This window comes from Pseudoalteromonas sp. US3C1004 (genome assembly GCF_048401065.1).
GTDB lineage: Bacteria > Pseudomonadota > Gammaproteobacteria > Enterobacterales > Alteromonadaceae > Pseudoalteromonas > Pseudoalteromonas undina.
The window spans coordinates 95,659-119,460 of record NZ_CP183073.1 but is presented as its reverse complement, the minus strand read 5'-3'; the positions used below and the strand labels follow the sequence as shown (position 1 = coordinate 119,460).

At 40.3% G+C, this 23,802-nt stretch carries 20 protein-coding genes and 1 tRNA gene; 9 read left to right on the top strand and 12 right to left on the bottom strand.

The window, feature by feature from the left end:
- Positions 1–140: 140 nt before the first annotated feature.
- From rplL to ACNSN3_RS00540, 7 genes are all read right to left on the bottom strand, one after another.
- Positions 141–503, bottom strand: a complete 363-nt coding sequence (gene rplL, locus ACNSN3_RS00570; RefSeq protein WP_008108465.1) for a 50S ribosomal protein L7/L12 — start codon at positions 501–503, stop codon at positions 141–143.
- 74 nt (positions 504–577) lie between these two features.
- Positions 578–1,072 carry a 50S ribosomal protein L10 gene (gene rplJ, locus ACNSN3_RS00565; protein WP_008108464.1) on the bottom strand — a complete coding sequence of 165 codons (495 nt, stop codon included), beginning with the start codon at positions 1,070–1,072 and terminating at the stop codon, positions 578–580.
- Positions 1,073–1,392: 320 nt separating this feature from the next.
- Complete coding sequence (rplA, locus tag ACNSN3_RS00560; RefSeq protein ID WP_010392122.1) at positions 1,393–2,097, bottom strand: 50S ribosomal protein L1; 705 nt, start codon at positions 2,095–2,097, stop codon at positions 1,393–1,395.
- Between the two features lie 4 nt (positions 2,098–2,101).
- Positions 2,102–2,530, bottom strand: coding sequence for a 50S ribosomal protein L11 (gene rplK / locus ACNSN3_RS00555; protein ID WP_008108462.1), 429 nt, complete (start codon positions 2,528–2,530; stop codon positions 2,102–2,104).
- Between the two features lie 217 nt (positions 2,531–2,747).
- Positions 2,748–3,305 (bottom strand): transcription termination/antitermination protein NusG, encoded by a 558-nt coding sequence (gene nusG, locus ACNSN3_RS00550; RefSeq protein WP_008108460.1) that lies wholly within the window; start codon positions 3,303–3,305, stop codon positions 2,748–2,750.
- A 4-nt stretch (positions 3,306–3,309) separates the two neighbouring features.
- Complete coding sequence (gene secE, locus ACNSN3_RS00545) at positions 3,310–3,687, bottom strand: preprotein translocase subunit SecE (protein ID WP_054202752.1); 378 nt, start codon at positions 3,685–3,687, stop codon at positions 3,310–3,312.
- 131 nt (positions 3,688–3,818) lie between these two features.
- Positions 3,819–3,895, bottom strand: a tRNA-Trp gene (locus tag ACNSN3_RS00540).
- 165 nt (positions 3,896–4,060) lie between these two features.
- On the opposite strand from ACNSN3_RS00540, the gene ACNSN3_RS00535 reads away from it, so the two are divergent.
- Positions 4,061–8,050, top strand: coding sequence for a two-component regulator propeller domain-containing protein (locus tag ACNSN3_RS00535; RefSeq protein WP_418608123.1), 3,990 nt, complete (start codon positions 4,061–4,063; stop codon positions 8,048–8,050).
- A gap of 133 nt (positions 8,051–8,183) precedes the next feature.
- Positions 8,184–9,308, top strand: coding sequence for a CsgG/HfaB family protein (locus ACNSN3_RS00530; RefSeq protein ID WP_418608122.1), 1,125 nt, complete (start codon positions 8,184–8,186; stop codon positions 9,306–9,308).
- 49 nt (positions 9,309–9,357) lie between these two features.
- On the opposite strand, the gene ACNSN3_RS00525 is transcribed toward ACNSN3_RS00530, so the two are convergent.
- Together ACNSN3_RS00525 and deoC are read right to left on the bottom strand one after the other, a co-directional pair.
- Positions 9,358–9,858 (bottom strand): hypothetical protein, encoded by a 501-nt coding sequence (locus tag ACNSN3_RS00525; protein ID WP_054202755.1) that lies wholly within the window; start codon positions 9,856–9,858, stop codon positions 9,358–9,360.
- Positions 9,842–10,594 (bottom strand): deoxyribose-phosphate aldolase, encoded by a 753-nt coding sequence (deoC, locus tag ACNSN3_RS00520; RefSeq protein WP_418608120.1) that lies wholly within the window; start codon positions 10,592–10,594, stop codon positions 9,842–9,844. Before deoC ends, ACNSN3_RS00525 begins: the two co-directional genes overlap by 17 nt.
- Before the next feature lie 264 nt (positions 10,595–10,858).
- On the opposite strand from deoC, the gene cysG reads away from it, so the two are divergent.
- From cysG to cysQ, 6 genes are read left to right on the top strand one after another with little or no spacing between them, the layout of a single operon-like run.
- Positions 10,859–12,280 carry a siroheme synthase CysG gene (gene cysG / locus ACNSN3_RS00515; RefSeq protein WP_418608118.1) on the top strand — a complete coding sequence of 474 codons (1,422 nt, stop codon included), beginning with the start codon at positions 10,859–10,861 and terminating at the stop codon, positions 12,278–12,280.
- A gap of 43 nt (positions 12,281–12,323) precedes the next feature.
- Positions 12,324–13,223, top strand: a complete 900-nt coding sequence (cysD, locus tag ACNSN3_RS00510; protein ID WP_008108450.1) for a sulfate adenylyltransferase subunit CysD — start codon at positions 12,324–12,326, stop codon at positions 13,221–13,223.
- Positions 13,223–14,647, top strand: coding sequence for a sulfate adenylyltransferase subunit CysN (gene cysN / locus ACNSN3_RS00505; RefSeq protein WP_418608115.1), 1,425 nt, complete (start codon positions 13,223–13,225; stop codon positions 14,645–14,647). Before cysD ends, cysN begins: the two co-directional genes overlap by 1 nt.
- Positions 14,648–14,680: 33 nt before the next feature.
- On the top strand, positions 14,681–16,405 hold the full coding sequence (locus ACNSN3_RS00500; protein ID WP_055012484.1) for an SLC13 family permease: 1,725 nt from the start codon (positions 14,681–14,683) through the stop codon (positions 16,403–16,405).
- Positions 16,406–16,438: 33 nt separating this feature from the next.
- Entirely contained in the window at positions 16,439–17,032 is a 594-nt protein-coding gene (gene cysC, locus ACNSN3_RS00495; RefSeq protein WP_008108444.1) for an adenylyl-sulfate kinase, read from the top strand.
- Between the two features lie 9 nt (positions 17,033–17,041).
- Complete coding sequence (cysQ, locus tag ACNSN3_RS00490; protein ID WP_418608112.1) at positions 17,042–17,812, top strand: 3'(2'),5'-bisphosphate nucleotidase CysQ; 771 nt, start codon at positions 17,042–17,044, stop codon at positions 17,810–17,812.
- A 147-nt stretch (positions 17,813–17,959) separates the two neighbouring features.
- Here the strand turns inward: cysQ and ACNSN3_RS00485 are convergent, their stop codons facing one another.
- On the bottom strand, positions 17,960–20,692 hold the full coding sequence (locus ACNSN3_RS00485; RefSeq protein WP_418608110.1) for an AAA family ATPase: 2,733 nt from the start codon (positions 20,690–20,692) through the stop codon (positions 17,960–17,962).
- A 335-nt stretch (positions 20,693–21,027) separates the two neighbouring features.
- Between ACNSN3_RS00485 and ACNSN3_RS00480 the strand changes: the two genes are divergently transcribed.
- Entirely contained in the window at positions 21,028–22,299 is a 1,272-nt protein-coding gene (locus ACNSN3_RS00480; RefSeq protein ID WP_055012480.1) for an aromatic amino acid transport family protein, read from the top strand.
- Between the two features lie 100 nt (positions 22,300–22,399).
- On the opposite strand, the gene speD is transcribed toward ACNSN3_RS00480, so the two are convergent.
- Complete coding sequence (gene speD, locus ACNSN3_RS00475) at positions 22,400–23,212, bottom strand: adenosylmethionine decarboxylase (protein WP_010392088.1); 813 nt, start codon at positions 23,210–23,212, stop codon at positions 22,400–22,402.
- Between the two features lie 87 nt (positions 23,213–23,299).
- Entirely contained in the window at positions 23,300–23,713 is a 414-nt protein-coding gene (locus ACNSN3_RS00470) for an OsmC family protein (protein ID WP_010392086.1), read from the bottom strand.
- Between the last annotated feature and the right edge of the window lie 89 nt (positions 23,714–23,802).

Genomic DNA, 23,802 nt, shown 5'->3' with positions numbered 1-23,802 from the left:
ATAAAGCGTTGAAATTAAAGAATAAATCAGATTTTATTTGCGCTATAAGAATAGTCGCTCTATAGCGCAAAAAGGCCGGTGATTAAATAATCACCAGCCCTTGCCTGATTTCTCAGGCAGCGAACCTAGCAAAAGCTAGATTACTTAACCTCAACTTCAGCACCAGCTTCTGTAAGGTCTTTAGCAAGAGCTTCAGCTTCTTCCTTAGAGATACCTTCTTTAACTGGAGTTGGAGCAGCTTCAACTAGAGCTTTAGCTTCTTTTAAGCCAAGACCAGTTGCGCCACGTACAGCTTTGATTGCCGCAACTTTATTAGCGCCAGCGCCAGTAAGGATTACGTCAAATTCTGTTTTCTCTTCAGCAGCTTCAGCAGCAGGACCTGCTACCATAGCAGCTGCAGCAGTTACGCCGAATTTTTCTTCCATTGCTTCAACTAGAGCAACAACGTCCATTACTGACATTTCAGCAATTGCGTCAAGGATTTGGTCTTTAGTTACAGACATTACAAATTTCCTAATAATTAACGGACTCTAAGGTCCAAATAAATTTACACCGAAAGGGATTAAACAGCTTAAAATTAAGCAGCTTGCTCTTCTTTCTGTACACGTACTGCTTCAATTGTTTTACACAATTTACCAGCAGACGCTTCTTTCATAGCGCTCATTAAGCGTGCAACAGCTTCGTCGTATGTAGGTAGAGTTGCAAGCATAGCTGCGTCTACTACATTACCTTCAAAAGCGGCCGTTTTAAGCTCAAATTTCTCATTCTTTTTCGCGAAGTCTGAAAAGATACGCGCAGCAGCACCTGGGTGCTCTGATGAGAAAGCGATTAAGCTTGGACCAACAAATGAATCAGATAGGCATTCAAAGTCTGTTCCTTCAAGAGCACGTTTAGCTAGAGTGTTACGGACAACTTTCATCCAAACACCCGCTTCGCGAGCTTCTTTACGAAGGGCAGTGATTGCACCAACTGTTACACCACGAGAATCTGCAACTACTGCAGATAGAGCACCAGTGGCTGCTTCGTTGACTTCAGCAACAATTGCCTTTTTGCCTTGAAGATTTAAAGCCATGGGTGTTACTCCTGGTTTAATGGGTTACCGTACATCGGCTTCCCTGTTTTACTCTTCCCCACCAATAAAGGTGGAGATGCTTTTTACGGCGAGAGCCAGAAGATTAGGAAAAATCTATCTGGGGATTCACACCGTCTACGTAGGTAATATTAAGGCCGAAGCCGCCTACGGTCTTGGACGGAAGCCCAATTTATCGCGTTGCCCGAAGGCGCTTCGAAATTATGGACTTCAACCCGAATTCTTTACTTTGCGATTAACTAAATTAATCAGCAAAATGGCGCAAAATTATAGTACAAATTTCACGCCATGTAAACACTCAATTAAGCAACAACTGTGCTTAAAGTGCCTTGGTCAACAGAAACACCTGCGCCCATTGTTGTAGAGATAGTTACTTTCTTCAAGTAAACACCTTTAGCTTGAGAAGGTTTAGCCTTCTTAAGCGCAACAATTAGAGCTTCAAGGTTTTGTTGTAACTGCTCAGCAGTGAAATCAACCTTACCAATAGTAGTATGGATGATACCATTTTTGTCATTGCGGTAACGCACTTGACCTGCTTTCGCATTTTTAACTGCTTCTGCAACGTTAGGTGTTACAGTACCAGTTTTAGGGTTTGGCATTAGACCACGTGGGCCTAAGATTTGACCTAGTTGACCAACAACACGCATAGCGTCTGGTGATGCAACAACAACGTCAAAATTCATCTCGCCTTTCTTAACTAGGTCAGCAAGATCTTCCATGCCTACTAATTCAGCACCGGCTTCTTTTGCAGCTTCTGCATTAGCGCCTTGAGTGAATACAGCAACACGAACGTCACGACCAGTACCGTTAGGTAGTACAGTAGCACCACGAACGTTTTGATCAGATTTACGAGCATCGATACCAAGGTTAACAGCAACGTCAACACTTTCTACGAATTTAGCTGTCGCTAGTTCTTTTAAAAGAGCAACTGCTTCGTTAATTTCGTAATCTTTAGTTACTTCCACTTTTTCGCGGATAGTACGCATACGTTTAGTTAATTTAGCCATTATCTTAGTCCTCTACGTTCAAGCCCATCGCACGCGCAGAACCTGCGATAGTGCGAACCGCAGCTTCTAAATCAGAAGCTGTAAGGTCTGGTTTCTTTGTCTCAACGATTTCTTCAAGTTGAGCACGAGTTACTGTGCCTACTTTTTCAGTGTTAGGACGGCCTGAACCAGATTTGATACCTGCAGCTTTCTTAAGTAAGTAAGCAGCCGGTGGCGTTTTCATGTCGAACGTAAATGAACGGTCGCCGTAAACAGAGATCACTACAGGAACTGGAGCGCCTTTTTCGATAGATTCTGTACGTGCGTTGAACGCTTTACAGAATTCCATGATGTTTACACCGTGTTGACCTAGTGCTGGACCTACTGGAGGACTAGGGTTAGCCATACCAGCAGCAACTTGTAGCTTGATTAGAGCTTCAACTTTCTTAGCCATTATAAATACCTCATTAGGTGGGTCTTAGCCTTGTGCGCGCGAGGACGCGTACTCTAGCGGCTTCCCAGTTTAAAAATTGGTTTCTCACTTTTTAGTAAACAGTTAAACAAACGTTTTCCCTGAATACAAAAAGGCCGCTGATTATAAGTTAATCAGCGGCCTTTTTCAAGCTTCGTGCCAAAAATTTAAAAGTTTTTAACGCGACGCTTTAAATCAATTACTTATCTTGTTCAACTTGACCAAATTCAAGTTCAACTGGCGTAGAACGACCAAAAATAAGTACCGACACTTTAACGCGGCTCTTTTCGTAGTCAACTTCTTCAACCACACCACTAAAGTCTGCAAATGGACCATCAGTAACACGAACCACTTCACCCGGCTCAAATAATGTTGCTGGTTTAGGCGCTTCTGCGTTCTCTTGTAGACGGTTAAGAATACGATCAGCTTCTTTGGTGCTAATAGGTGCTGGACGGTCTGATGTGCCACCAATAAAGCCCATAACACGTTCAGTGCTATTTACTAAGTGCCAGCTTGCATCATTCATATCCATTTGTACTAGTACGTAACCTGGGAAGAATTTACGCTCAGATTTACGCTTTTGACCAGCACGCATCTCTACGACTTCTTCAGTAGGAACTAATACTTCACCAAAGCTATCTTCTAGACCTTTGATTTTAATATGCTCTAATAATGTTTGAGCAACACGCTTCTCATAACCTGAGAAAGCCTGTACTACGTACCAACGTAGTTTCTTTTCGTTATTCTCATCCGACATGGGATCAGATCTCCAATCCAGTTAAAAAGCCTACAGCGCGGAATAAAATGCCATCTAATCCCCAAAGGATTAATGCCATAATCACTGTTGCAACCATTACAATTAATGTCGTGTGCGTTGTTTCTTGACGCGTCGGCCAAACTACCTTGCGTACTTCGATACGCGCTTCTTTTGCAAAAGCAAGGAATGTACGTCCCTTGAAAGTTTGCGAAGCAATAGCTAAACCCGCAGCTATCGCAACCACAACGCCAATAGCACGTAGTAATACAGACTGATCTGCAAACATATGGTTACCAACGACTGCGCCTGCAAGTAGCGCAATTGCTACTAACCACTTTACTGACTCCATCCCACTCGATGGTGTTTCTATATTCGTGCTCATAATATTATTACCTTAACTACAGACACAACAACCCTGCACGTCGACAGGGTTAATCCATTAAAATCTAAACTTAAAAACAAGCTTACTTAAACCGATTTTTAGTTCTAGACTTTACTCACTTTGTAAAAAATTGGCAGGGGCGGAGAGATTCGAACTCCCAACCGTCGGTTTTGGAGACCGCTGTTCTACCAATTGGAACTACGCCCCTGCAAAGTGGATGCCTATTATACTTACGCAATTCATTAACACAAGAGTAAAAAGATACCCATAACTTAAAATCTCACTGACGGCTGTAAAAATCAAACTTAACATTATTAAAAAAGCAGTTTATGATTGTTTCAATTTTAGGAATACTGTTCGCACAAGGAAGCCAGTGCCTTTACTTCAAACCCTATTCAAAACCCTCATTTTAAGTATTTTTTGCTTGTTTCATAGCATGCTTATTGCCCGCCCTATTCACTTAGATACATATTCGAGTGAGCAAGGATTATCGCAAAACTCGATTACATGCAGCATCACTGATGAGCAAGGGTTTCATTGGTTTGCCACACAAGGCGGTCTTAATCGCTTTGATGGTTATGAGTTTAAACGCTTCAAGTCTCACCCTACTGAGGCTAGTATTTCAGGAAACTGGGTCACCGATTGCCTTGATGGCGGCCCTCATGCTATCTGGTTTTCTACAGCCAGTAATGGTTTAAACTTACTTGATACTCAAACCGGTCAATTTAAGGTTTTTAATACGCAAACTGAGTTGGCGATTACTGATAACCGTATATGGTCACTGGCGTCAGATAACCTAAATAATATTTGGTTAGGCCATGAACATGGAAAGTTAACACGATTAAATATAGTCAATAATGAAGTTGAGTCATTTAGCTATAATAGCCCCGAGCAAGCTAATACCGTAATACAAGATATCGTAATAGATGCTCAACAGAATATCTGGTTAGCGACCAACGAGGGATTAATTAAATTTAACCCAGAGCTAAAAACGTTTAAACACATAGCAAAGAGCCATAAGAATTTATGGCGGTTACACTTAAATACACAAGGGCAGCTATTACTAGCAAGCAAACAAGGCCTTAGCCTATTTATTCCAACAACACAGGCTTTTGCGGAGTTTGCTCAATTTACAGATGTATGGATCACCGATATATTAATTGACGACACCGATACCTTGTGGCTTACAAGTTATGGAAAAGGTTTATTTTATAAAACAGAGCAAAGTACATCTAAAAATAACTTTGAGCACATACCGCACAATAAACAGCAACTAAATGGGCTTGCTAATGATTACCTTTTGTCAGTCTATCAAGACCAGTTCGGTATCATTTGGATTGGTACTGATGGCTATGGCTTGCAACGTTATGATAAAAAGCAAAATCAATTTTCGCATCAACAGCATTTGAGCGATCATGAGACTACTATTAGTCATAATTTTGTTCGCGCTCTACTTAAAGATTCACAAGGTCAGTTATGGGTTGGTACGCGTGATGGCTTAAACAAACAAACCGACACTGGCTTTAAGCGCTATAAAGTTAACTCAAAATTGCAAAGCGGCCTTACTAATAATAATGTATTTAGCCTGCATGAAGATAACCAACAGCGACTTTGGGTTGGTACCTATGGCGGTGGGTTACTGCAATACAATCCAGCTGAAGATAATTTTATTGCCTATACAATGCAAAGCCATCAGCTTAGTAGCGATCGAGTTTATGCGATAACGAGCGATCCTAAAGGTAATTTATGGCTAGGTAGTAACCAAGGTTTAACACGCTTTAATCCCGACACTTTAGAGGTTCAACATTACAAGCACGACGATTCAACTAATAGTCTTGCTAACAATACCGTGTTTACTCTGCTTTTTGATCAAAATACAAACGGATTATGGGTCGGGACTCGTGCAGGTTTAAATTATCTAAGCATGGCCGATGAATCATTTACCCATTACCCCGCAAATAGCGAACCGAAAACTGGTTTAAGCCATAATATGGTCACTTCCTTGCACCTGCAAAATAACGATACTTTATGGGTTGGTACCTTTGGTGGTTTAAACCGCCTTGATAAAAAAACACAAAAGATCACTTACACTACCGAACATAATGGATTACTGAACGATAATATTTTTGCTATTAAAGATGATAGTAAAGGCCACTTATGGCTAAGCAGTAACCAAGGGCTCACTCGCTATAATCCCACGAATCAAGCTATGCAGCATTTTTTACCTCGTGACGGCGTGCAGCATAATTCGTTTATTTTAGGTGCCGCTTTTCAAGCAGCTGATGGCGAGCTATTTTTTGGCGGAATCAATGGCTTTAATCAGTTTTACCCTAGTAAACTGCTATTGAGTACTTCAGCCCCAACCCCAGTATTAACTGAGCTATTAATTTATAACCAAGCAAGTTCAACAAAAAACTATCTAACAGATCAAAAACAGCCAGCAAAACTAATAAATCATACTAAAAAACTCTCTTTTCCAACTAGCCAAGGGGTCATTGGCTTTAAATATTCCGCCGTTAATAATGCCTCATCAGCTAATCAATACCAGTATGCTTACAAGCTAAGTGGTTTAGATAAGCAATTTATCTATACCGATGCAAGCCAACGACAAGTTAACTATTCGCAGCTAAGTGCAGGTAATTATCAATTACAATTAAAAGTAAGCGATCAATACGGGCAATGGAGCAAAGTTCACACTATGCTAAAGCTGACAGTAACGCCTCCTTGGTGGCAAACGAAATTGGCGTATGCGGCTTACCTTATAATAGTTTTGATTATTACATGGTTAATTTTAGCGTCACGCTATCGAGCTAAAACCGCAGAGCAACTTATTCAACAAGAAAGAAAGCTCAATCAACTAAAGACCCAATTTTTAGATAATATTAGCCATGAACTTAAAACGCCATTAAGCTTAATTTTAGCGCCAGTAGAAAACTTACAACAGCAACAACTCGGTGCTCAAGCGCAACATCAAGTTTCTATAATCAAGCGTAACGGGCTCCGCCTACTTAATTTAATTAATGAGCTATTACAGCTCAGCCAGCGCCCAAGTGCGACTATAGAATATGTATCCGCTTATTCTATAAGCCCTTTTATAGAACAAATAGTAGACGACTTCGCTATTTTGTTTGCTCAAAAAAATATTAGTTTTTCCTTTAAAGACACCACGCAACAGCCTAATTATATAAATTTAGAAACTAAACATGCTTTATCTATTATTGATAACTTATTGACCAATGCACTTAAATACACCCCATCAAATGAAAGCGTTAATCTAACGCTTTCTAACACAAACAATAATGTTGTTATAACGGTATCTGATACTGGTATTGGTATCGAAGAACACCAGCAAGCGCTTATTTTTGAACGTTTTACTCGTGTTGCAGCACACAACCAAACAGGCAGTGGTATAGGTCTCGCGCTGGTTAAGCAGCTTGTAGAGCAATACGGTGGGCAAATTTCATTAGTTAGTAAAATCAACAAGGGAAGTTGCTTCACAGTCACTTTGCCATTGTGTGAATCAAGTAACTTATTAACGGATAAACAATTATCCCCCTCTCAAACTATGCCGCTAAAAAACAACAAAAAACTACTCATTGTTGAAGATAACGAGGAAATGCGTGAGTTACTGGTTTCACTGTTTAGTGATGACTATACCTGTCTGAGCGCTAATAATGGAGAAGAAGGGCTTTTGCTGTGCCAAACTCAAATGCCCGATGTGGTGCTCAGTGACGTGATGATGCCAACGATGGATGGATATCAACTTCTAAGCGCTATTCGCTCAGACATTTCGATAAACCATATTCCTGTTTTATTACTCTCTGCCAAAGCAGACAGTAATAGTCGTATAAAAGGGCTTGATTTACTGGCCGATGACTACCTGTGTAAACCCTTTGAAGCATCATTATTAAAGAGTCGGATTCATGGTTTATTAGGTATTCGTGATGCGTTAAATAAACACTTAGTTAAACAGCTATCAGCTCAAGTACATGCTGTGACCTTAGATGCGCAAATAGAGCAAAATAAAGATTACACATTTACAGAACGCTTAAAAACAATCTTGCGCGAAAATTATCAAAATGAACTGTTTAGCGTCGAAGAGTTTGCCAGCGCAATGTGTTTGAGCCCTCGCGCACTGCAATTAAAAATGAAAGCTCTTTTTGACGTTACACCCAGTGATTACATTCGCAATACCCGTCTAGAATATGCAGCAAAATTATTAGCAGGTAGCGACTTAACCATAGGTTTAGTTGCAGATAACACCGGCTTTAGTTCTCAAAGTTACTTTGCTCGTTGCTTTAAAGCCAAATATACAGTGACACCTAAACAATATAGAGAAGCACAAACATGTAAAAGTCATTAGCTTCGCATCTGTACTCAAAGCTTTCGCCTGAGTACTATTTTTAAGCTACTGATTTATTTAAATTAACCTTAATTAGCCATTGCTAAAAAAATAACTACAAATGTAATTAAGCAGATAAATTAAGGAAAATACTATGCTCTCATCAATACAAAAAACGCTACTTGCCACAGCATTAATAACGAGCTTAAGCGCATGTCAAAGCACTTCAACCAATGTCACTTCAAATAAAAATTCACCTGACATTAATGAAGTAAGTAAACAAAAATACAATGGTCCTAAAGCACGTATCGCCGTGGCACGTTTCACTGATAAGTCAAATAACTCAAGATGGTGGCGAAAAGAAATTGGTGAAGGTATGGCAGATCAACTTACCACCGCACTTGTTGGCACTAATCGCTTTATTGTATTGGAACGCCAAGCACTAGACGCTGTGCTTTCGGAGCAAGATTTAGCAGTATCAGGCAGAGTGAGTGCACAATCTGGAGCTGCCTATGGCGAAATTGAAGGCGCTGAGATTGTAGTCGTTGCAGCGGTTACCGAGTTTGATGATGACAGTTCAGGTGCAAGTGTTGGTTCGGGCGGTTTTATTGGTGATGTGTTTAGCTCTGTTTCTGCTGGCTTTTCTGGATCGCATATGGCTATTGACCTAAGGTTAATTGATACGCGCACTTCACGTATTTTAGCTGCAACTAGTGTTGAAGGCGGTAGTAAAGATTTTAACTTTACCAGCGCAGCAACAAACTTTGGTGGCGCATTGGTTGGAGGGAGTCTTAGCGGCTGGTCAGATACACCAAAAGAAAAAGCACTACGTGAAGTAATAATTAAAGCCGTTGAGTTTTTAGAAACTAAAATCCCAGACACCTATTATCGCTATAACCAAAACAACACGCTTGCTGCAGGCTATACAGCACCACCACCGCCAAAGGTAGCTAGTAAAAAAGCAGCACCTGCTGCTGTCGATGTGCCGAATCATAGAATGCCACATTATGAAAAAATGGACTTAGCAATGTCTCGTATGAACTTGGTTTGCTTAGGCTATTTAAAAAACCAACCTAATTATGAAGAATTTGAGACTGAAGACGTAAAATACGACCGTCAAACTGTATTAGCACTACGCGAATATCAACAAGAAAAGAGCTTAAAAGTAACAGGCCTTGCCGATGAAACAACAAAGAAATCTTTAGATAACACAAAATGTTTAGCTAAAACTCAAAAATCAGGGCTTGAAAGCTTAGGCAGCATGTTTCAATTTAACTAAGCAACACAATTCATTTAAATCAAAAAAAGCGGCTATCCCCTAGTCGCTTTTAATCTACTCGTAATAACTCACCGCGATAAAAATCACACAGTAACCATATTTGCTCAAATTGATGGGTATTTGGAAAAGCTATTGTTTTTATTACCGCTTCAAAGTCGCTCTTATGCCAAATAGTGCTAGCGTTACGAATTAGCAACCAGGTACGTTTTGAGTAATAACGCTTAGTCGCTTTTTGTTTGAGCAATCGTCCTAATGCTGATTGCAGTCGGTTTTCACTGGGTTGTTGTGCCATATCAGCTAAATCACGTTGCATTTGTATCGATAATGGCCGACCTAACACGGCCATTGCTTCGGTTTCGCTGGCATATAAATGCGCTACTTCTATATCGAGTTGCTCATTTTCTTGATAACAACTTACATCGGGTCTATTCGGTTCATTATGCCAAATGTGGCGCATATGAATGCCGGTTTGCTGCTCATAGCAACGCAAAAACAACTTAGCTGCATCGTGCTCTAACTGTTGTTTTTCGGCATCACTGCTGCGCTTCATGCAATACCTTATAAACGTCATTTAACAGCGAGGAAGCGCCAAACCTAAATGTCTCTGGTGCTAAATATTCATGCCCCATAATCTCAGTTGTTAGCTGCAAATAAGCATTGGCATCACCTGTCGTTTTCACACCGCCTGCGGCCTTAAAGCCAACTGTTTTTGATGACTTTTTGATGGTATTAAGCATAATTTCAGTTGCTTCAAGCGTGGCATTAACCGCGACTTTACCGGTGCTGGTTTTTACAAAATCAGCTCCCCCTTGAATAGCAAGCTCGGTTGCTTGAGCAATAAGTGCAGGTGTTTTTAGCTCACCGCTTTCAATAATCACTTTAAGTTTAGCGCGACTACCACATGCTTTTTTACTTTCACTCACGTATTCCAGCACGGTATCGGCTTCGCCTTTTATAAGCGCTTTATAAGGAATGACCAAGTCAATTTCATCGGCCCCGCCTTCTATGGCTATTAGCGTTTCATTAAGCACTTCATTAAGTGGCGCCTCACCTGTGGGAAAGTTGGTTACTGTGGCCACTTTTACATGACTCAATAATCGATTAGCGAGCGCTATTTTTGCATCATCTACAAATTCACTAAACACACAAACTGCAGCGGGTATGCCTAACTTAGGATCAATACTGTTTACTAATGCATTAATACTAGCTTGATTATCATCGGTGTTTAAACTGGTTAAATCCATTAAACTAACAACTAGCATGGCGTTTTGAGTATTATTTGTCATTTTATGCCCATGAAATTTTAAAAACCTTAAACTATATAAGCATCATAGCTTAACCTTGCTATAGCTCATAACCAAACACTATAAGCGCGTTTTTTATACTAAATAGCACTCTAACCCTTACTAAATAAGATTTAGACCTAAAAAACATAGTTTATATAACTTTTGAGTATATCAACTAAGATTTAATTATTTTTTACTTATCAATAGCCGCTATATTCTGCCTGTGTATTAAACACTTTATTATCTTTTTAGGGGCGTTACTCAGTGCAATATTTACCTATCTTTACCAAACTCGACAACAAGCCAGTATTGGTGGTTGGCGGTGGAGAAGTTGCCTTGCGAAAATGCCGCGCGTTCTTAAAAGCGCGTGCTGCAGTAACCTTAGTTGCCCCGTGGTTTTGTGATGAATTAAAAGAACATGCGCACAGCAATGAAGTTACTTTAATAGATGCCTATTTTGAAGAGTCACACCTTGATGGCAAAATTTTGATCATTGCCGCCACCGACAATGATGAAGTTAATAATACGGTTTTTGAACTCGCCAATGCACGTAATGTGTTTGTGAACGTGGTGGATGATCAACCTAAATGTACGTTTATTTTTCCCTCTATTGTTGATCGCAACCCAATTACCATTGCGATTTCAAGTGCAGGTACCGCACCGGTATTAGCAAGACGTTTACGTGAAAAGCTCGAAACACTTATCCCGCAACACATTGGTCCACTCGCCAACTTAGTTGGTGGCTTTCGCCATAAAGTAAAACAGCGCTTTAAACACTTTGCCGATCGTCGCCAGTTTTGGGAAGGTGTGTTTGATTCATCAGTAGTGAGTAAAGTCCAAACCGGTAATACCCATGGCGCTGAACAACAACTAGAGCAAATGCTAGATGCCAAAGTAGAGCCAGAAGGTGAAGTATACGTAGTAGGTGCAGGCCCTGGGGATCCAGAGTTACTCACCCTAAAAGCATTGCAGCTAATGCAACAAGCCGACGTGGTGGTATATGATTATTTAGTTTCCGACGAAATTATGGAATTAGTACGCCGCGATGCCGATTTAATTTGTGTGGGTAAGCGCTTAGGCGATCATAGCGTAGCCCAAGAAGACACTAATCAGATGCTAGTTGATTTAGCGCAACAAGGTAAAAAAGTATGTCGTATTAAAGGCGGCGACCCATTTATTTATGGTCGTGGTGGCGAAGAAGTACAAGTACTGGCAGCCAATAACGTAAATTACCAAATAGTGCCAGGTATAACGGCGGCTGCAGGCTGTAGTGCCTATGCAGGTATTCCTTTAACGCATCGCGATCATGCTCAAGCTATTCAATTTGTTACTGGTCACTGTAAAAAGGAAGGCCAAGAGCTTAATTGGCAGTCGCTTGCACAAAAAAACCAAACACTGGCTATTTATATGGGGGTGATTAAATCGCCGCATATTCAAGCCGAGCTATTAAAACATGGGCGAGAAGCAACAACACCAGTGGCAATTATTGAAAACGGCACACGTAAAAATCAACGCGTAGTTACCGGACAGTTAGACCAATTAGCGCAGCTCATTGAGCAGCATCAAATAATTTCGCCCGCGTTACTCATTATAGGTGAAGTGGCCTCACTACATGACCAATTACACTGGTTTGGTGAAAAAGCGCAGATCAGCAGCTTTGCTCAACCACTGACAGACGTAGCGTAATTTAACAGATTTTAATTTAATCATTTTAGTAGGACGACCAACAATGGCTTTAACTCACCTTCAGCAACTTGAAGCTGAAAGTATCAAAATCATGCGCGAAGTCGCCGCTGAGTTTGAGAACCCAGTTATGCTTTACTCAATCGGTAAAGACTCATCGGTACTTTTGCATTTAGCACGTAAAGCATTTTACCCTGCAAAAATTCCGTTTCCGTTATTACACGTAGACACCAACTGGAAGTTTCGTGAAATGATTGAGTTTCGCGACCGTTTAGCTAAAGAGTACGGCTTTGATTTAATCGTACACAAAAACCCTGAAGGCATCGAAATGGGTGTAGGCCCATTCACGCATGGTTCGGGTAAACATACCGATATCATGAAAACTCAAGGGCTAAAGCAAGCGCTGAATAAATACGGTTTTGATGCCGCATTTGGTGGCGCACGTCGTGATGAAGAGAAATCACGAGCTAAAGAGCGTGTTTACTCATTTCGTGATAAACACCATCGCTGGGATCCTAAAAACCAACGTCCTGAGCTTTGGAATACCTATAACAGCCAAGTGAACCCAGGAGAAAGCATTCGTGTATTCCCACTGTCTAACTGGACTGAACTAGATATTTGGCAATACATATATCAAGAAAACATCGAAATGGTGCCACTTTACCTTGCTAAAGAGCGCCCTGTAGTAGAGCGCGATGGTACTTTAATTATGGTTGATGACGATCGCATGCCACTTAATGAAGGTGAAGTACCGCAAATGAAGTCGGTTCGCTTTAGAACATTAGGCTGTTATCCACTAACAGGTGCAGTTGAATCTACCGCCAGCAATCTAACCGAAATTATTGAAGAAATGCTGCTTTCATCGTCATCTGAACGTGAAGGTCGAGTGATTGATCATGATTCAGCAGGCTCTATGGAGAAGAAAAAACGTGAGGGGTACTTCTAATGTCTAACCTAAATAACGATACATTTAATGAAGTAAAAGAAATTGGTATAGACGCTTACCTAGCACGTCAACAAGATAAAAGCTTATTGCGTATGCTGACTTGTGGCAGTGTGGATGACGGTAAATCAACCTTAATTGGCCGCCTACTGCACGATAGTCACCAAATTTATGAAGATCAGCTAGCCGCGCTTCATAAAGATAACGAAAAAGTGGGTAACGCCGGTGAAGATCTTGATTTAGCACTGTTAGTAGATGGCCTACAAGCTGAGCGTGAGCAAGGTATAACAATTGACGTAGCGTACCGCTACTTTTCAACCGCTAAACGTAAGTTTATTATAGCCGACACCCCAGGGCATGAGCAGTATACCCGAAACATGGTTACTGGCGCTTCAACTAGTGATGTTGCCATTATTTTAGTGGATGCGCGCTATGGCGTGCAGGTACAAACTAAGCGTCATAGCTTTATTTGTGACTCATTAGGCATTAAGCAGTTCGTGGTTGCGGTTAACAAAATGGATATTGTTGATTTTGATGAAACCGTTTATGAAAAAATTAAAGCCGATTATTTAAAATTTGCCGAGCAACTTAACGTATCAAATATTAAGTTTGTGCCTATGTCGGCGCTTAAAGGCGATAACGTAGTAACTCGCTCTGCGCACACTCCTTATTACACTGACAAGCCGTTGCTTGAGCTGTTAGAAGATTCACCAGCCGCTGAAATCGACACCGGTTTTGAAGCGCGTCTTCCGGTGCAATACGTGGTACGCCCTAATCTAAACTTCCGTGGTTTTCAAGGCACGCTTACATCAGGTAAATTACGTGTAGGTGATGAAGTAAAGGTACTGCCATCAGGTAAAACATCACATATTAAAGAAATTGTTACTTTTGATGGCAACCTAGATACTGCACAAGCTGGCCAAGCAATTACGGTTACTCTTAATACTGAAATAGATATTAGCCGAGGAGACGTTATTGTGCCTGCAAATTCGCAAGCTCAAGTAACCAACCAATTACAGGCTAAAATTGTGTGGATGCACGAGTCGCCATTGGTGCTTGGTAAAAGCTACAACCTTAAACTTGGCAGCAAAAACACCTCGGCCACGGTCACAAAAATTGATCACACTATTGATGTAAACACGCTAGAGCATGGCAGTGCAGATTCATTGCAGTTAAACGAAATTGCGATTGTGACACTGGAGCTGACCGAGACTATTTTAGCCGACCAGTACCATCATAATCATGAAACCGGTTCGTTTATTCTTATTGATCGCTTATCAAACTTAACGGTTGCAGCAGGAATGATAGAACAGGTACTGCAAAGTGAAGAAAACGCAGGACAATACAGCGACTTTGAAGTTGAATTTAACGCCCTCGTACGCAAGTACTTCCCGCATTGGCAAGCGCTTGATATTTCAAAGCTATAACGTTAATGAACGCCTGTTAGGAACATTTAAAGCATGGTAGAACAGCTCATTTTAACAGGCATTATGTTGCTTTTAGTCGGGTGCCTTTTTGGCACCCGTATTAATCCTGCATGGTTATTTGTAAGTGCCATAGGCACAAGCTATCTAACTGGGTTAATAGATTTAGAAAGCATGCTGGTTAATTACACTAACTCATCATTAATTACTTTAGTGTTATTAATTTTAGTGTCGATAGCGATAGAAAAAACCACGCTTATTCAGCGTTTAGCCAAATCGTTATCCAATGGTAGTTTAGTTAAGTCAGTAACTAAATTAGGGCTGTCTACCGCCTTTTTATCGTCGTTTACTAATAATACCGCGGTAGTTGCCTCATTAATTACCGCCATAAAGGATAACCCAAACCACTCTCCCTCAAAGCTATTGTTACCCCTGTCGTACACCGCGATTTTAGGGGGTACTATTACGCTTATTGGCACCTCTACTAACTTAATCGTAAATGGCTTTGCAGTAGATGCGGGCATGGCGCCACTGGGCTTTTTTGATTTTACCTTGGTGGGTTTGGGCGCACTTAGTGTGGGCTTAATTACTATTTTGGTGATGCTAAAATGCCTGCCCGACAATGGTAAAAATAGCCAAGAGGTGGTGCCTTTTTATCTAGAAGGGAAAGTGCAAACTGGTTCTAAACTAATAAATCGTACTGTAGAAGAAAATGGTTTACGCGATTTAAAAGACTTGTTTCTGGCTGAAATTATTCGTGATGGCAACCGTATTTGCGCCGTGACCCCCCAACATATTATTCAACAAGACGACATACTGCTGTTTGTGGGCGACATAAAGTCAGTGCCTTTGCTTACTCGCTTTGATGGCTTAAAAGTGGTGCACGACAAACACGAAAAAGACATTGAACACCTCGTTGAAGTTGTCGTTAGTCAGTCGTCTAAATTAATTGGCAAAACGGTAAAAGAAGCCCGCTTTAGAGAGCAATTTCATGCGGCCGTTATTGCTATCCGCCGTGGGCATGACCGTTTACAAGGCGGGCTTGGGCAAGTGCGATTACAAGCGGGTGATTCACTCATTCTCGCCCCTGGTAAAAGCTTTTATGACTTAACTAACTTAAAACGCGAGTTTGTGTATATTTCAGGGCTTGATTTACAAACCCACCTCAGTGCAAAGCAATCAAATATTGTATTGTTAAGCTTTGCGGGTGTACTGGGATTAAGTATTTTAGGTGCAGTACCGCTGGTTAAAGGCTTGTTAGTGTTACTTATTGGCCTAATGCTGTGTGGTACTATCAAACTAAGCGAAATAAAGCGCCGCTTTCCTATTGAGTTACTTGCTGTCGTGGGCAGTGCTATAGGTTTAGCTAAGCTGATGATAGGCACCGGCCTTGCCGGGCAAATATCAGACGCCATGTTTGTAGTGCTGGGCGACTTTGGCCCTTATGGCGCGTTTATCGCTATCTTTTTAATGACCGTATTATTTACCGAATTAATCACTAATAATGCTGCTGCAGCGCTATCGTTTCCGGTTGCCTACTCACTAGCCATTGGCTTTAACGTAGAACCTTTGCCGTTTATTATGGCAGTTGCATTTGGCGCTTCAGCCAGCTTTATTTCACCTTTTGGTTATCAAACTAACTTAATGGTTTATAGCGCAGGTAACTATCGACTAAAAGACTATGTAATGATGGGGCTACCGCTTTCTATTATTTATTCAATCACCGTACTGACTTTGATCCCGCTGGTATTTCCGTTTTAATGCCCGCGTTTATAGCATAAAGAGACACAGCAAATGGATAACAATATTGTTTGGCATAATTACGCCACCACTAAAGTACAGCGCAGCGAACAAAAAAAGCATAAGCCGGCTATTTTATGGTTTACTGGTTTTTCTGGCTCAGGTAAAAGTACCGTTGCGAATGCACTAGAAGCAGCACTCAATCAGCAAGGTGCGCACACGTACCTACTTGATGGCGACAATGTACGCCATGGTTTATGTAAAGATTTAGGCTTTAGTGATGCCGATCGCGTTGAAAATATCCGCCGCGTAGGCGAAACCGCCAAGCTAATGGTTGACGCTGGTTTGTTAGTCCTTACTGCGTTTATATCCCCCTTTAAAGCTGAGCGCGACATGGTTCGTGAGTTAGTTGATGAGGGTGAATTTATCGAAGTATTCATCGACACCCCTCTTGAGGTGTGCGAAAGTCGCGACCCAAAAGGCTTATATAAAAAGGCGCGCGCTGGTGAAATTAAACACTTTACCGGGATTGATTCAACTTACCAGCCGCCGGTTAATCCTGAAATAATTTTAGATACCAGTAAAAACACCCTAGACCAATCGGTAGCTCAACTGATAACGTATCTAAAACATCAGCATATACTATAGGCCCATCTAATGAACCAAACTGAACTGCTAGAAGAAACCCTTATTCTCGCTCGCGAAGCGGGAAGCGCGATTATGGGTATTTACAACAAAGACTTCAACGTTGAATACAAAGCTGATGAAAGCCCCGTAACCGACGCCGACTTAGCAGCTCATAAAATCATTAGTGCAGGGCTCAAAAAGCTCACTCCCGATATTCCTGTATTGAGTGAAGAAAGTGCCGACATTGGTTGGGACGTACGCCAAACATGGAACAGCTATTGGCTGGTTGACCCAATTGATGGCACCAAAGAATTTATTAAAAAGAACGGTGAATTTACCGTTAATATTGCCCTAATCGAAAATGGCAAACCAGTTTTAGCTGTGGTTGATGCCCCTGCGCTAGGTGTATCGTACATAGCCGCCGAAGCCATTGGTGCTTTTAAAGACAAAGGCGATGAGCGCATCGAGCTTAAAGTCACCACTAAGCCTAACAAAGGGCTTATTCGTGTTGTAGGCAGTCGCTCGCACCCCTCCCCTGATTTAGCTGAATTTGTAAAACGCTTTGATGAGGTTGAAATGGTGTCAAAAGGCAGTTCACTGAAACTGTGTTTAGTCGCCGAAGGCAGTGCTGATATTTACCCCCGCTTGGGCCCAACCTGTGAATGGGATACCGGAGCAGGCCATGCTATTGCCGAAATAGCCGGTGCAAAAGTGACTAAGCTCGATGGCAGCCCGCTTATTTATAACAGCAAAGATGAATACTTGAATCCGTATTTTGTGGTGAGTGCGATAGAAGAATAAAAGCTAAGAGTTGCGGGCTGCGGGCTTAGAGTCGCGAGCAGTTCGATAACAATTTATACACCGTAGGCTGGATAGAGCGAAGCGAAACCCAGTATTTATCTAATTTTTATTTTCAACATAAAAATTATGTCCAATACCGTACGGACTTTAATCATATTGAACGCCTTCAAGAATTCCATCCAGTACCGACTCTGGTATATCAAATAAGTTATGATCGCTAGCCTCAATATTTATTGTGCGGAAATCAACATATAAATTATAGGCTGCATTATAGTCAATAATATTTGAGAAGTATTGTCTCTCCAGATATGAACTTGTATTAGCTCTCACTCTCTTCGCTACTTCACTCTTTAAGTTTTCCATTCCTAACTTAAAGCATAAAGGCCAAGTTAACGTAGCTGATTCTTCTTCATTAATATTACTCAGTTTTGTTACAAAGGAAACCATGTCTCTTATATCACCCTCCTCAAACTTAACTTCTAGTTCATCGCTATAACCGAATAGTCTTCTGCTAAAACAGTAGCTAAATAACTTGCTTGACATATCACTTTCAAGCGAGTTAATTAAACAAAGAATATCACTAAAGAAAGAATTAAAATTTGTCGCAGCCAAAAAGATATCGCCAAGGTTGTATAAGAATCTTGTGCGCCTTAATGCATTTCGCCCTCTAATATCTATGTTTGCAAACAGCTTTAATATAGATGAAAAAATATTTCTAAGGTTAGCTTTATAAGACGGACAATAAACTAACTCTGAAGTAAGCTCTCGAATATTATGACTTTGAAGCCAGTTTTTAGCAAAAATATCAGCACTAGCATTATCTTCAATATAAAGACATTTTAAAATAGGTTGCTGCTTCAACCAATCACTTGGTAATCTTTCCAATTCAATCAAAGATAAATAATTTGAATACTCATTATTAGAGTTGCCTATTGACTGTGTACTTACCGAGATAGGATTAAGTAACTTCCTTATAGGAAAATTTTTCCCTTTTGTAAAATCTTCATCATTCACAGCATCGTAGTCAGTAATTCTCTTAACATTCAATAAAACGTCAAAATAATTAATGAGATTTAAATCAACAATACCACCCCCTCTCTTTGACATTGTTTCGATCACATTGGTTAAGTCAATTTTAGAATTGAGTCTGATTTCATCCAACCGGTTTAAATATAATGCATAATTTCTAATTTTTGACTCTTTTAATGCAACTATCATTATAGTGGCTAATAAGTTAACCTCTCCATTTAAATCACTTTTATTCCAAGCGGCATCAACTCGTCTGATAATTTTTTTCAATAAACGAACAGAGTCAATTACGCCTATTAGAGCACTAACTTCTCGTTTAAAAAAAGCATCCGAAAACTTATTACAATCCTCGATCCAATCTTTTACTGGGTATACTAAAGGTGGTTCTGAACTCTCTGTATTATATCCACTGCTATAAAGTGTGATTACACCATTCGAGACAGCTTTATTTATCGATAAAAATATAAACTCCTTAAGCTTTGCAGAAATATTACTGATTAAAATATCCTCTTTATAGTCAGTAGCTTTTGAAATCACTTCAGCAGCCAAATCACTTTCATTACCCATAGCAATAATAAAGTTGATATTACTTAAATCTTTATTCCTTAACCTATCCAGTAATGCAGCTATATCGTTTAGGCGTTTTTCATTTTCATCACCGGTGCCACGATCAACGTCTTGTAAGGTGATCAGTAGTTTGTGGTTGGTAGTTTCAAGCACAGCGTTAAGCTTTTTGAAGCTCTCTTCAATATCAACAGGGCCTGCGAGTAATGTGGATGCAAATTGAAATAGACCGCCTCCTGACTTTAGCGCTTCAGTATAATGCTTAGGTAAGGCACGAAAGGCGCACATATCAATATACTGGCTAATATCATCAATAATATGACTCAGTACTACATGCGCGACACTGCCGCTTGCTGCACCCCACGTTGAAATATCACTGTGTATCCAGATCCCATCTTGCTTAAGGCTGTTTGCTAAATCATTTGCAATACTTTCTACAATACTGCTTTTTCCGCATCCAAATGGCCCACACAATGCAATGTGTTGTGCCCCCCTTTTCTCATATCCTTCTGTATCACCGCCTGTCCGAAGCCGCTCAGTAATACGCGTGGCATAAACCTGCAAGTCAGGCTCTAATTGTTCAGTATTTTTAATGGTTGAATCGTCTTTAAACCATTTTCGAAAATTTTCTAAGCTCTCAAGCGTTAGTTCAGCTTCTTGTTTTGATTCGACTTTCGACTCTGCACTAGATACTTTTAGCTGCTCACATAGCAAATATACCGACATGACCAAATAAGCAACTGCTATACAAAAGAACACCCAGAATGCTTGCTCTGTTTCAACTAAGCTTATTGCAGAAAATAAATAAAATGCTGATACCGCGCACAGTGCAACTGAAAATATCGGTTTTTCTGTATACAGTTTAGTTTGATAGATAATAGTCGCTGCAGCAGCTAAAAAACTCAGTGACAGAAACTTGAAACTTACAAAGGCATGAGCTGTCAGCTGTTCTACTATTTCATTGTTAGTTACATACACATAAACAACAATGAAAAATAATCCAAACAATACACTCATTGTTACTGGAGGATATCGCCAGTTAAACCCAATACTTCGTTTAGCGTGAGATATGTAGAACTTATCCAGCAGTAGCTTTATGCCAATACCGGCTAAAAATGCAAAACTATAATGCAGTGCAGGGTTGGTATATAAAATACTACTCAAATTGGTGTAGGTTGTTTGCACAAAAGCGACTTTGCTTAAAAATATAACGAGAGTGGTAGCCGTTATTGCACACAATAAAAGAGATAGCCAACGCTGGAATGGAATAAGAAGATACTGCGACAATTTAATATCCTTATCAATAAAGTAACCTCATTAGTGTACAGTAAACACCCAAAAGCCAACACTCTATAGGAGGAAATAATAAACACGGTGCTGAAACAAGTAAAAAGCATTTATGAGTATGTCCCGCCTTTCACACCAACCATGATGATTATTCACGCATTTCGCGGCATATTCCTGCACTAATTGCGCAGCTTTTAAACACTGTTTCATATTCGTGACAGTCAGTAACTAATACGCTACAACAAATTTATATCCAAGACATAAAAACACATGAAATGTGTGGTTAAAAACTATATTCTTCGGCGCAATTATTATGATAAATAATGGATACACACATGACAACATCTCAAGGTGCAACGCTTTCAAATGCACCAGCACAAGACGCACACACGTCAAAATCAAAATGGAACCTGCATGATACGCAGTGGACACTTAGCCTTTTTGGCACCGCAGTGGGTGCTGGTATTTTATTTTTACCGATTAATATTGGTATTGGTGGTTTTTGGCCGCTGATTATTATGGCGTGTTTAGCCTTTCCTATGACCTTTTTAGCGCACCGTGGTTTGGCGCGTTTTGTATTATCATCAAAAAATAAAGAGGCTGATTTTACCGATGTGGTAGAAGAACACTTTGGCGTAAACGCGGGCCGACTGATCTCCTTGTTATACTTTTTATCAATTTTTCCTATTTTGCTCATTTACGGTGTGGGTTTAACCAATACGGTAGACAGCTTTATGGTCAATCAATTAGGAATGGAGTCGCCGTCACGCGTTGTGCTTTCAGGTGTACTTGTTGCTGTTATGATTGGCTTAATGATGGGCGGTGAACGCTTAATGCTACGCGCCTTTGCTATTTTAGTGTACCCGCTAGTAGGTATTTTATTCTTTTTATCTCTGTATTTAATCCCAAGCTGGCAAATGCCCGATACAACTATGCCTGGGCTAGGTAGCTTTAGTAAAACACTTTGGTTATCGATTCCTATTATTGTGTTTTCATTTAGCCATGCAGCGGCTATTTCAAGCTTTGTTAATAAACAACGCAGCCACTATGGTGACCTAGCAACCTCTAAGTCAGAAGCGATTTTAAAGCGCACTAGCTTATTATTGATTACCTTTGTTTTGTTATTTGTGTTCTCATGCGTGTTATCGCTTACCGGTGACCAAATGGCTGAAGCAAAAGCGGCAAACGTCTCTGTTTTATCTTACTTGGCTAATATTACAGAAAACTCATTCATTGCAACGCTGGGACCTTTGGTTGCCTTTATTGCGATTATGTCGTCGTTTTTAGGTCACTTTTTAGGGGCACGCGAAAGCTTTACTGGGTTAGTGACTAAACACTCAAGCATGAGGCCTAAAGTGGCTGACAAAGTGGGTGCGGTACTGATGTTTTTCGCTATTTGGTTCTGCGCGGTTAAAAACCCAAGCATACTAGATATGATGGATCAGTTATCAGGCCCAATCATTGCGATGATTTTATTCATTATGCCAATGATTGCAGTTTACAAAGTGCCTAGCTTACAAAAGTACCGTAATCGTTTAAGTACCTTATTTGTACTGGCTGTCGGTTCATTAGCAGTGTGTGCGTTACTGTACAGCATGCTTAGCTAAGTAAGTATTTATTACAAAAGCCCAGCTCATTTACTTGAGCTTTCTCAGACATACAAAAATGGCGCTCAATGAGCGCCATTTTTATTTAATGCAATTGGTATTACTCTGTATCTGGCAGGTTACGGCCATAGAATATTTCTTGCATTTCACGTGTTAGTTTTGAGCGAATCTCTTCTTCTTCGTCATCTGACAAATCATCAGTAGATAAACCAAATAAATACGTATTTAAATCGGTCTCTTTTAACATCATTTTGGTATGGAACAGGTTTTCTTGATACACGTTCACGTCCATCATTTGGTACGCTTCTTTGGTATCTTCTGTCATGAAGTTTTGAATCGAATTAATTGCATGGTCAATGTAATGTTTAACGCCGTTTACATCACGGGTAAAACCACGTACGCGGTAATCAATCGTTACCACATCAGACTCAAGACTATGGATTAAGAAGTTTAACGCTTTAAGCGGCGAAATAATGCCACAGGTTGATACTTCAATATCCGCACGGAAAGTACAAATACCATCATCTGGGTGTGCTTCAGGATATGTGTGAACACAAATGTGGCTTTTATCAAGGTGTGCAACCACTGAGTCAGGTAATGGCCCTGGCGCTTCGTCAGCATCATAGTTTTGCTGCTCTTCTACAGGCTCTTCTGAAACTAAAATAGTTACACTGGCACCTTGTGGCTCATAATCTTGACGTGCAACATTTAAAATATTGGCACCAATAATATCAACCACATCACCTAAAATGTCGGTTAGTCTATCTGCACTATACTGCTCATCGATATATTCTATATATTCTTTACGTTGCTGCTCTGTTTTTGCATAGCAAATATCGTAAATACTAAAGCTTAGGCTTTTAGTTAAATTATTAAAGCCATGAAGTTTAAGTTTATCGAAGGGTTTGTTCATATAAACCAACCTATAAATTAGTGAAATCTGCACCTGCAGAATGAAAAGTTCGCGGATTTTATACGAATTTCACTCACGGAAAAAGCGTTATTTTTCCTGATCTTCAACAACTTCATGGCTGTGGGTAATTTCTACTGTTTTATCAAGCATTAATGCAACTGAGCAATACTTTTCGGCAGAAAGCGAAACCGCTCGCTCTAGGTGTTTTTCAGACACATTCTTACCAGTTACAACAAAGTGTAAATTAATTTTAGTGAACACGCGCGGGGCTGTTTCTGCTCGTTCAGCAGTTAATTGCACATCAACGGATGAGAAGTCTTGCTTGGTTTTTTTTAAAATACTTACCACATCAACCGATGAACAGCCACCGACAGACATAAGCACCATTTCCATTGGGCTTGGTGCTGCTCCGTCACTACCCGCATCAAATACCACATTATGATTACTATTAGAGCGGCCTATATAGGTATTACCTTCAACCCATTTTACATTTGCTTGCATTGTTTTATCTCATTAGTTTAATTTTGTATTCATTACACGCAGACTCTCAAGCGCATTTAAAATTAAATAGCGAATAAAGCGTGGTTTTT

Excerpts from the sequence above, each read along its gene's own strand:
- rplJ (WP_008108464.1), bottom strand. The coding sequence starts at position 1,072 with ATGGCTTTAAATCTTCAAGGCAAAAAGGCAATTGTTGCTGAAGTCAAC.
- speD (WP_010392088.1), bottom strand. The coding sequence starts at position 23,212 with ATGAACAAACCCTTCGATAAACTTAAACTTCATGGCTTTAATAATTTA.
- nusG (WP_008108460.1), bottom strand. The coding sequence starts at position 3,305 with ATGTCGGATGAGAATAACGAAAAGAAACTACGTTGGTACGTAGTACAG.
- rplK (WP_008108462.1), bottom strand. The coding sequence starts at position 2,530 with ATGGCTAAGAAAGTTGAAGCTCTAATCAAGCTACAAGTTGCTGCTGGT.
- ACNSN3_RS00530 (WP_418608122.1), top strand. The coding sequence starts at position 8,184 with ATGCTCTCATCAATACAAAAAACGCTACTTGCCACAGCATTAATAACG.
- cysC (WP_008108444.1), top strand. The coding sequence starts at position 16,439 with ATGGATAACAATATTGTTTGGCATAATTACGCCACCACTAAAGTACAG.
- deoC (WP_418608120.1), bottom strand. The coding sequence starts at position 10,594 with ATGACAAATAATACTCAAAACGCCATGCTAGTTGTTAGTTTAATGGAT.
- secE (WP_054202752.1), bottom strand. The coding sequence starts at position 3,687 with ATGAGCACGAATATAGAAACACCATCGAGTGGGATGGAGTCAGTAAAG.
- ACNSN3_RS00480 (WP_055012480.1), top strand. The coding sequence starts at position 21,028 with ATGACAACATCTCAAGGTGCAACGCTTTCAAATGCACCAGCACAAGAC.
- cysQ (WP_418608112.1), top strand. The coding sequence starts at position 17,042 with ATGAACCAAACTGAACTGCTAGAAGAAACCCTTATTCTCGCTCGCGAA.
- rplA (WP_010392122.1), bottom strand. The coding sequence starts at position 2,097 with ATGGCTAAATTAACTAAACGTATGCGTACTATCCGCGAAAAAGTGGAA.
- ACNSN3_RS00525 (WP_054202755.1), bottom strand. The coding sequence starts at position 9,858 with ATGAAGCGCAGCAGTGATGCCGAAAAACAACAGTTAGAGCACGATGCA.
- rplL (WP_008108465.1), bottom strand. The coding sequence starts at position 503 with ATGTCTGTAACTAAAGACCAAATCCTTGACGCAATTGCTGAAATGTCA.
- cysN (WP_418608115.1), top strand. The coding sequence starts at position 13,223 with ATGTCTAACCTAAATAACGATACATTTAATGAAGTAAAAGAAATTGGT.
- ACNSN3_RS00500 (WP_055012484.1), top strand. The coding sequence starts at position 14,681 with ATGGTAGAACAGCTCATTTTAACAGGCATTATGTTGCTTTTAGTCGGG.
- cysD (WP_008108450.1), top strand. The coding sequence starts at position 12,324 with ATGGCTTTAACTCACCTTCAGCAACTTGAAGCTGAAAGTATCAAAATC.
- ACNSN3_RS00470 (WP_010392086.1), bottom strand. The coding sequence starts at position 23,713 with ATGCAAGCAAATGTAAAATGGGTTGAAGGTAATACCTATATAGGCCGC.